Origin of the sequence: Neobacillus drentensis (assembly GCF_036965425.1) — a bacterium.
GTDB classification, from domain to species: domain Bacteria; phylum Bacillota; class Bacilli; order Bacillales; family Cytobacillaceae; genus Neobacillus; species Neobacillus drentensis_F.
Genome location: NZ_JBALPP010000122.1, coordinates 37,547 through 46,829, shown reverse-complemented (window position 1 = coordinate 46,829; position 9,283 = coordinate 37,547). Strand labels below are relative to the sequence as shown.

General features: G+C 40.1%; 9 protein-coding genes. 1 reads left to right on the top strand and 8 read right to left on the bottom strand.

Annotation, left to right across the window (positions count from 1 at the left end; all coding sequences use genetic code 11):
* Positions 1 to 205 (top strand): hypothetical protein (locus V7161_RS25350; protein ID WP_335715580.1); only part of this gene is annotated, 205 nt, incomplete at its 5' end.
* A gap of 327 nt (positions 206 to 532) precedes the next feature.
* Here the strand turns inward: V7161_RS25350 and V7161_RS25345 are convergent.
* From V7161_RS25345 to V7161_RS25310, 8 genes are all read right to left on the bottom strand, one after another.
* Positions 533 to 1,573: a flavin-containing monooxygenase gene (locus tag V7161_RS25345; RefSeq protein WP_420491663.1), complete on the bottom strand. Its 1,041-nt coding sequence runs from the start codon at positions 1,571 to 1,573 to the stop codon at positions 533 to 535.
* A gap of 103 nt (positions 1,574 to 1,676) precedes the next feature.
* Complete coding sequence (locus V7161_RS25340; protein WP_335715579.1) at positions 1,677 to 2,546, bottom strand: hypothetical protein; 870 nt, start codon at positions 2,544 to 2,546, stop codon at positions 1,677 to 1,679.
* 150 nt (positions 2,547 to 2,696) lie between these two features.
* Positions 2,697 to 3,206 (bottom strand): hypothetical protein, encoded by a 510-nt coding sequence (locus V7161_RS25335; protein ID WP_335715578.1) that lies wholly within the window; start codon positions 3,204 to 3,206, stop codon positions 2,697 to 2,699.
* A gap of 232 nt (positions 3,207 to 3,438) precedes the next feature.
* Positions 3,439 to 4,611, bottom strand: a complete 1,173-nt coding sequence (locus V7161_RS25330; protein ID WP_335715577.1) for an ABC transporter permease — start codon at positions 4,609 to 4,611, stop codon at positions 3,439 to 3,441.
* On the bottom strand, positions 4,604 to 5,293 hold the full coding sequence (locus V7161_RS25325; protein WP_335715576.1) for an ABC transporter ATP-binding protein: 690 nt from the start codon (positions 5,291 to 5,293) through the stop codon (positions 4,604 to 4,606). The genes V7161_RS25330 and V7161_RS25325 overlap by 8 nt, the downstream gene beginning before the upstream one ends.
* Complete coding sequence (locus V7161_RS25320) at positions 5,293 to 6,162, bottom strand: efflux RND transporter periplasmic adaptor subunit (protein ID WP_335715575.1); 870 nt, start codon at positions 6,160 to 6,162, stop codon at positions 5,293 to 5,295. The genes V7161_RS25325 and V7161_RS25320 overlap by 1 nt, the downstream gene beginning before the upstream one ends.
* Before the next feature lie 180 nt (positions 6,163 to 6,342).
* A complete protein-coding gene (locus V7161_RS25315; RefSeq protein ID WP_335715574.1) occupies positions 6,343 to 6,990 on the bottom strand; it encodes a response regulator transcription factor in 648 nt (215 codons plus the stop codon).
* The gene (locus V7161_RS25310; RefSeq protein ID WP_335715573.1) at positions 6,971 to 9,178 is read right to left on the bottom strand and encodes a sensor histidine kinase; all 2,208 of its coding nucleotides are present in this window, start codon (positions 9,176 to 9,178) and stop codon (positions 6,971 to 6,973) included. Before V7161_RS25310 ends, V7161_RS25315 begins: the two co-directional genes overlap by 20 nt.
* Positions 9,179 to 9,283: the final 105 nt, after the last annotated feature.

The following is a 9,283-nucleotide window of genomic DNA, read 5'->3' as shown; positions in this document are numbered from 1 at the left end:
GGTTGTACGAATGAACATTTTTAATAAAATCGCTTTATTTTTCGTTCTTCTATATTCAGTTTTCATTATTATCAATACTTATTTAGGAGAAACTGAACGGATCCAATCCAATGTTGTTTACCTCTTTATGAATGGATTTGCCTATATTGTCTCAGCTTTAGAACTTGAAAAAGAAAAGCAGAAATTTGAAGTGAATTTGCTTTAGTTTCTATTGGAATATCTATAGCGAAATGAAAAAACTAATCAAACGTTTGATTAGTTTTTTCAAATTTCGGCATTATGATCCCGCCGCCCATTTCAATTCGTCCTTCGAAGTGTTTTGTTTCGAATAAAGCTCTTTATTAATAACCATTCCGCTTTAACTGACTCAAAAGTGGGGGAAGACCAAGATTCGGTCACGTAGGCGTTATCTATCTGACCTAAAAGTGGGAGAGGCAAACATTTCAGTCACGTAGACTCCCCATTAAACAATTTCAATACAACAAAAAGAATTTATAAAGCCACAAAAAAAGATTCTACCATTTTGGTAGAATCACAATTTCTTCATACTTTTCGCAATGTATGCCGCATCCTCTCCTACTCCTAAAAGAAGGGCTGATCCCCGGCGATGCTGCCATGGCAACCCAAGGAAGTAGAGTCCATCAATCTCCGTTATACCCCTATGATGCTTTACATCCCCATTAGCATCCACAAGATTCTTAACATCAATCCATGAATAATCTCGAATGAAACCAGTGGCCCAAATCACATTCTCTACTCTAATGGTTGAAAGATCATCAAATTCAATCTCATTTTGTACAATTGATTTTGTTCTGCTCTTTAACTTAATCGCACAATTTTTTATCTTCTCCTTCAGTTCATACCCAAATATCGGATCAGGTTGGCTTTGCACTCTTTTTCCGATCCAAGAGTCCCGGTCCGCCTTTAAAATCCCCAGTTTATCGAACCACCAAAAGATACTCCTGCCTGCAAGGCTTAAAGGAAGAAATCGAACTTTTGAGCCAATAGATAAGTATGTTTCATGATGTCGTGATAATTCTACTGCTATTTGCCCGCCAGAATTCCCACCCCCGACAACTAAAACGGATCCTTGGTTAAGTTGGGCTGGATTTATGTATTCTGATGAATGAAGCTGAGCAACATGATTTGGCAGTTTTTTTGCAAACGGTGGAATATTAGGGGTTTGAAAAGGCCCTGAGGCAACGACTACTTTCTTTGTTCTTATTACAGAGTTACTAGTGGATATAGTAAAGGAATCATTTTCTTTCTGTATTTTTTGAACATGGCAATTCAATTGAATCGGTAAATCAAATGTTTTGGCATATCGCCCCAAGTAATCAGCAATTTCATCTTTAGTTGGAAAACCGGATGGGTCCCCTTCTAAACCCAAACCTGGCAAACTACTATAAGCACGTGGGGTGAACAATGCAAGGGAGTCATACCTTTTCCGCCACACTTCTCCTATCGCAGCATGGTTGTCGAGAATAATAAAAGATAAAGAGGTTTGCATTAGGTAATACCCCATCGATAATCCCGCCTGGCCGGCACCAATAACCACCACATCATAAATCATAAATATCTCTCCCCTACAAGATTCCATAAAAAACTACTGGCTGTTTCCCAGTAGTAGGTGTTAATACTATTCATACATTCTACAAATTTCCATTTCTCCATGCTTATTCTTTTATTTCGATTACAAACGGGAAGGCTCTTACTTTCCCATTTTGCTTGAATTCTGCCCAAATTTTGTAGATGCCCGGCTTTTCAAACTGTGTTTCAAAAATTGGTTCTTTTTCATTTGATGGATGAACATGGAGAAACTTTTTACCATATTCATCAAGAATCACAACATGCCCCATTGCTCCTAAATATGGTGTCAAATTTGTTTGATCTAAATCAAAGGATAGCGTTACGGGTTCTCCTGCCTTAAAGGAGTTCACACTTAATGTTACCGTTTCACCATCTATCGTTTTGCTATAATTCGTGTCAGGCACCAGCGCATGACCGTGTCCTTGAGCGCTCGGATTGCCCACGATAAATGAAACCGGCTCTACCTCATATGCTAGATTCTTTGGTTTAATATCGATAAAAGCTTTGTAGAATCCTTCAGGAAGATTCTTTTCAATTGTAAATTCACCTGTTCCTGTTCGTTCTGGGTGTACGTGGTAATACTTCTGTAATTGTTCATCTACAATAATTAGATGCAAAATCTTCTCATGATTTACTTCTAATTCATCAACGGGGTTCCCTGCTTTATCTTTTAAGAAAATCTTGATCTTTCCTTGATTGTTTTGCACAAATGCATTGACTTGGCTGCTCTGCTGGTGTGCATTGCCTTCATGTGCATGGCTGCTTCCAGTTTCAACACCGTTATGATTTCCATTCTCTTCTCCCTCGGTACCATGCCCTGCTTTCTGATCCATTGATCCGTGGCTGTCTGTCTTGGCAGCCATTCCTTTATCATCTGCGATCCATTTATCATAAGCACCGAATCCAAGCACAACTAAAGTAACGTAAAGAATTCCTGCAATTGCCCATTTTCTCATCCTTTTCACTCCTAAAGGTTTTCACTTGTATTAGTTGATTACATTGTACGTCGTTTCTATTTCTTTCAAACCGCATATATTTTGAGTGAAACCGCAGAATTTTGTGGTAGGTGCCACACGGTGATTGTTATTTAAAAACCATGAAAAACCTTAACTGGATGTGTTAAGGTCATTAATGCTGGTTTTTTTACTCCTTCTTTGAAAGGTAAAAAATACGATCCCCCCCAAAATTACTACTGCAATTAAGGCGATTTTTAAAAACAAAGGCAGAATTAGAAATGCTATGGCAAACCATGCATACAGAAGTGCAATCGGGCTGGTTGACCTGAGTATTATATATATAACCCTACCCAAACCTGAACGAATGATTGATGTTGCTTCTAATAACAATATCGTCGGGTTCATGATCACCCCAAAGACCAACGGGATAACGACATATAGGGAAAACTCGGTTTTTAGGGCAAACTCCAAAATATACGCGAAACCCATTGCAAAAGCTTGCATGAAAAAGTCGAGGTGCGCTGACTTAAGTTTTCTGGTATTGATGAACAGCTTTGTCATTGGAGTATTCTTTTGATAATGGACCGCTGCAAGCGGGAGCGATAAAACAATCCCAAGCATAAAAGAAAATAATCCCCACTGTAAAAGTTGATCGTTCATTTATCTTCATCCTTTCTATCCTTTTTTTAATAGCAAAAGTTAGCTTAAAATTTATAAACTTGCTCTTATCGACCGGCCCCCCTCTTTTTCCGGTCTTTCGGTCTTTATGAATCGCACTTATCGACCGGCATTGCACTTTTTCCAGTCTGACCGGCTTTCTGAACCACTCTTAAAACCTCAGTAAGACAACCAGTTAAAAAAGACTGGTTCACACCCAGCAATTTTTTCTACCTTAAACACTCCTCAGTGCATCAATTGGATTCAACCTCGAAGCCTTCCTGGCTGGGGCAATTCCAAAGATGATTCCGATTGCTGCCGAGAATCCTAGGGCCAGGATGACCGTTGATACCGAAAGGGCAAAAGCAGCGCCGATCAACCAACACACAGCAAAAGCGATTAGCGTTCCAAACAAGAACCCGATGGTACCACCAAAGAGTGATAAGAATACGGCTTCGAGCAGGAACTGCTGTTGGATCCGTTTTGGTTCTGCTCCGAGAGCCTTTCTAAGCCCGATTTCTGTTGTTCTTTCTGTTACCGAAACCAGCATCATATTCATAATTCCAATGCCGCCGACAACAAGCGAAATTGAGGCAATCCCGCCAAGCATGAGGGAAAGCATTGTTGTAATCTTATTCATCGATGCAAGCATATCCTGCATGTTTATCACAGTGAAACTACCGTCTTTGTAATTAAATGCCTGGTTTAACACAGATTCGATATCACTGGTTATTTTTTCAGATTTATTGGCATCACTCATGTAAACATCCACGCTAGAAATATACCCTGTTCCAAGAAGGCTCATTGAAGTGGTATATGGGATTATGACAGCATCGTTATTAGAGGCATCCGAAAAGCTGCCCGACTCCTGTAATGTGCCAATCACTGTGTAGGTCACACCAGCGATAAGAAGCTTTTTGCCAATGGGGTCCTCCCCCCAAAACAAGTCATTGGCAATATTGGAACCAATCAGGCACACTTTATTTTTGTTCTCGATATCAAGAATATTTAGCCCCCTGCCTGTTTCGATTAGGTCATCAGTCTTTGAAAAATACACATTGTTCTTACCTTGTATGAACACGTCTGTTTTTTCACTGCCGTTATAAACCACCGTCGTTTTTCCGGTAAGGGTTGGAGAAACTCCGGCAACATTATCAATCTCTGAAAGCCTTTGAATATCACTGGCTATTAAACCTTGCTTGAGCGGTGTTCCCGTTGCCTGAACGGTTATTTTATCTGCCCCAAAAGAAGAAAACTCACTTGTCATCCCATTCATCGCCCCCTTCACGATCGTGATCAAAGCAATGATGGAAGCAACGCCAATTACAATTCCCAGCATCGTCAAGAAGGAACGCATTTTGTTATGGATGAGATTCATCCAGGACATTTTGATATTTTCTTTAAACATACACATACTCCTCCTGCAGTTTACCGTCTAATATCCGGAAAATTCGGCTGGCGTTTTTGGCAATTTCAACATCATGGGTAATCATAATAATGGTTTTTCCTTCTTCGTGAAGCTCGTGGAAAAGGTCCATAATTTGCTGACCTGTTTTTTGATCAAGTGCTCCAGTTGGTTCATCTGCCAGCAAAATAGTCGGCTCTGTTACCATTGCTCTTGCGATGGCTACCCTCTGCTGCTGGCCTCCAGATAGCTGATTTGGACGATTATGCAATTTTCCACCGAGCCCGACCCGAATTAGCATATCCTGGGCCTTCTGTTTCCGTACTTTTTCAGGCAATTTTGCATACACAAGTGGAAGCTCCACATTTTGAATCGCGCTCAGTCTGGGAAGGAGCTGGAACTGCTGAAACACAAATCCAACCTCCTTGTTACGAATCGCAGCAAGCTCGGATTCATCTAATTCATCCACTTTTTGTTCCGATAAAATGTAGGTGCCGCTTGTAGGAGAATCAAGACAGCCAATCATATTCATAAGCGTGGATTTTCCTGAACCTGAAGGTCCTAAGATCGCAACAAAATCACCTTTATGAACGGTTAGATTGATTTGATTTAAGACCACTTGTTCTTCCTCTCCCATGTAATAGGTTTTGGTAATCTGATTCATGTTGAGAATTTGCTCAGTCATTATTGATTACCTCCATGCATCATGGCTGGTGCGGAATCACTTTTATTCGGTATGATTACTTTTTCGCCGGGGGTAATTCCACTTTTAACTTCAACCATCTTTCCGTCGTTAATGCCGGTTTGGATGTATTTTTTTGTTGTCATCCCTTTTTCTGCCGGAATTAGAACATACGGTTTATTTTTACTATCAAAATTGATCGCCTTCATGGAAAGGGTTGTTACTCCCTTCACGTTTTGTTTCAGAATTTTTGCTTCTGTACTCATTCCCACTTTAATCGCTTCATCCTTGGACAGGTCAATCGTTGCTGTAAAATAGGAAACACCGTTTTCGTTTGTGGCTTCCTTCGAGATGGCAGAAACCGTTCCCTTTAATTCTTTTTCAAGTGCATTAATGGTTACGTTAACCTCCTGGCCTGCTTTTAAATATTTAAGGTCATATTCATCTACCTTTACGTTTGTTTGTAAAACGGAATAGTCGACAATATCGATAAGCTGTGTCCCTGCCATTAACTGTGCATTTTTCTCTACATAGATTTTTGAGATTTCCCCGTTTAATGCAGCCTTTATTTTCGTATCCTGTTTGGTAACCATTAAGACATCGCCGTTTTTCACTTGGTCACCGGCTTTTACTTTTATTTCTTTAATCTGAATGGCTTCTTCACTCATGATCGTTTTCTTGTTTTTGGCTTCTACTGTACCTGAAAAGCTGTAATAGGTTGTTATATCAGCGGTTTGAGCTTTTTCTTCTTCAACATTACCGGATCCCTTCGGCGTGAATAGCACTGCTGAAATAATTGTGGCTGCTAAAAGCCCAACAATCGACCAAATGACAATCTTCCTTTTACCCTTCTTTTTTGGTTTTGAATTCATTTCCTTACCTCCCAATAATGGATGTTCATCTGAATGATTTCATTTTATTTCCAATTGATATTTTCAAAGCCGCACACTTTTGGAGACCTGCCGCAGATTTTTGCGGTAACACCCCCAGCAATTTGCACATCAAATCGTTTTTTTTCGAAAAAATAGACCGGTACATGGTACCGGTCACGCCTAATATAAATCTTCTGCTGGCAGAATCCCCAGGATTTTCGCTTTTTTAATGGCTTCCACCCGTGAATTCACATTTAGTTTTTGAAAAAGCTCTGTCAGGCTATATTCCAATGACCGCTGGCTGATTAGCAATGTCTTGGATATTTCTTTATTGCTATGCCCCTTCGCCAATTCGCGCAGGAGTTTTTCTTCTTTTTTGCCGATGGTGGTCTTTTCATTTGTGTTCTCGCCTTGGACCACAATTTCTTGGCGTCTCAACTGTTTCAGCAGCTGCATCGGGATGATGGCCTCTTTTCTAGCTGCACTTCTTATTGCCTGGACCAATTGCTCGCGAGTGGAAGTTTTTGAAATAAAGCCAGAGACACCTGAATCCATGAGCAAATTAAAATGCGGCGCAATATCGAATCCAGAATAAATCAGAATGATCGCGTCCGGGGCATCGGCGAGCACCTTTTGTGCCAAATCCGCTCCATTTATATTCGGCATATATAAGTCAAAAAGAATCACGTCAAAATTTTTAAGACGCACCAGGTCAGAAACCAGATAGACATCTGTCTCAATCGTGACATTCATATCCGGCTCTGCTTCAATTAACATTTTGGTTCCTTCGACAACCGATCTATGATCATCAACCAATAGTATTTCCATTGTAATCACCTTTTTGCAGCATAGTTGTTGGGATATAGATATCTACTTGAAACCCTTGTTGAGGAGCAGAATATAGTTCCACTTTTCCTTCTAAACTAAGAACCCTGTTTTCAATTCCGGCAATTCCCATGTGTTTAAATGAGCCTCCAAAACCGGACAAATCCATTCCTACCCCATTATCACCATAAGAAAAATGAATCGTTTCTTTATTACTGGTTAACTTCATCGTCACTTTCGTCGCCTTTGAATGCTTATTCGCATTATTTAGCAGCTCTTGTACAATTCGATACAACCCCAATATCTGATCTTCCGTCAGCGGATTTTGTAAGTCCGTTGCCAAAAAATCAATTTCATAATTGGAAAACATCCGAGCGTATGAAAAAAGACTTTTTAGCGATTCTACCAGACCCATTTTTAAGAGAAACGGAGGCCGCAATTCATTGCAGGTAATGCGGATTTGGTGGATCGCATCCAGCAGACCTTCTTCTATTTGCACCAGTTCACCCTTTGTTTCCTCATTAAAATAGGTTGAGGAGCGTAATGACTCAAGCTTGCGGTACCAGATAATCAAATCCTGCAATACAGAATCATGCAAGTCGCTCGAAAGGGATGCCCGTTCCTTTTCTGATAACCTATACAAAAGTTTTAATATCCATTTGGGGGTAGTGTTATAGGTGACCATATCCTCTAGACGTTTCATCAAATCTTCCGTCCGCTGCAAATTATCATAAAGGATGGTGACATAATGAACGGCTGTTTCAAGCCACTCTTCCTCCATTTTTAGCAACGGTTGCTTGAGGCCAATCCTTAAATAAATCCATTGCTCCTTTTCGGTAATCTTGACCCATTTTTCATTCTTGCTGTCCGGAACCTCTTCATGGTCTCTAGGTACTTCTTCAATGGATACTTCAGTAACGGAAAGTACCTGCTTTACTTCCTCCATTAGTCGATTCTCTAAATCAGTTACTTTCATGACGTTGGCAAGGTCGTTAGAGAAACGGTTGATGCTTTCTGTGAGCGACTTATATCTTTCTTCACTTTGGATTAACTCCTGCTCTTCCTTTTTCCGCTGGGTAATGTCTTTTACGATTCCATGTACACCATTGAGTTGTCCAGAAAGGAAGATAGGAACAAAGGTAATATTAACGATACGCTGATCAGCATGCCTTGAGCGAAGGATCCGACATTCGACATCCTTTGGCTCCTTCTTTTTCATGACCTCTGAAAGAACTTGATAAACATCAATATGATCCTCATCATAAATCAACCCGAGAAAGCACCGGTCAGTAAGATTAACAAAATCAATACCTGAAATTTGTTCAAATGACCGATTAGCATTGACAAAATCACCATTTAAATCAATGGAAAAAACCCCATCCAAATTATTCTCAAACAAGGACTTATATCGCTGTTCGCTCTCTTCTAATGCCAGCTCAGATCGTTTTTTCTCGGTAATATCCAAGCTTATGCCATCAAGACGTTCAATCTCGCCTCTATTATTCATATAAGGTTGGATGATCATTTGATTCCACCTTGTTTCTCCTTCTACATGGATGAATCGGATTTCACTATTGACCGCCATTCCTTGATCTAATTTATCCTTCGCTTCTCCCATCAGCATCTCATTATCATCTGGATGGATATGGTCATGCATTCGTATCGGACTATTGACAATCTCCTGTCTTGGGAGGCCCGCTAATTTTTCCATGCTTCCTGAGCAAAAGGTTAAGCGGGAAAAATCCTTATCCGTTGACCAAACTGCTGCGTTTACACTTTCCAATATATTTTCGAGTAATTGCTCCGTCTTTTTTCGCTCCGTTATATCTCTCACAACGGCTACAACATATTTTACATTCCCAAAACTATCGAAAACAGGCTTCACCTTTGTCTCAACATAAACGGTTTTACCGTGTGAGTGCAGCAAGCGATATTCCAAATCCATTGGCATTTTAGTTTGAATCACTTGAACGTGTAAGGAACGGACTCGGTCTCGGTCCTCTGAGTGAATAATTTCGAAGGCATCCATTCCCTCATATTTTTGAACGGTAAAACCTGAAATCTGTTGAATGGATGGTGATACATAACGAACAATTGCTTGATTATCAACAAGAACTATACCGTCAGATGTGTGATCAGCCACAATTTTGTACCTTATCTCTTCATTAAGAAGATCCGATTCATTTTTCATTCTCTTTCCCCCTGTTGCTCTCCGTCTCTATTCTTTAGTAATCATTATAATAGAAGAAAAATATCGAAAACACGCAAAATTATGGGGAAGGAACGCAATTTATTA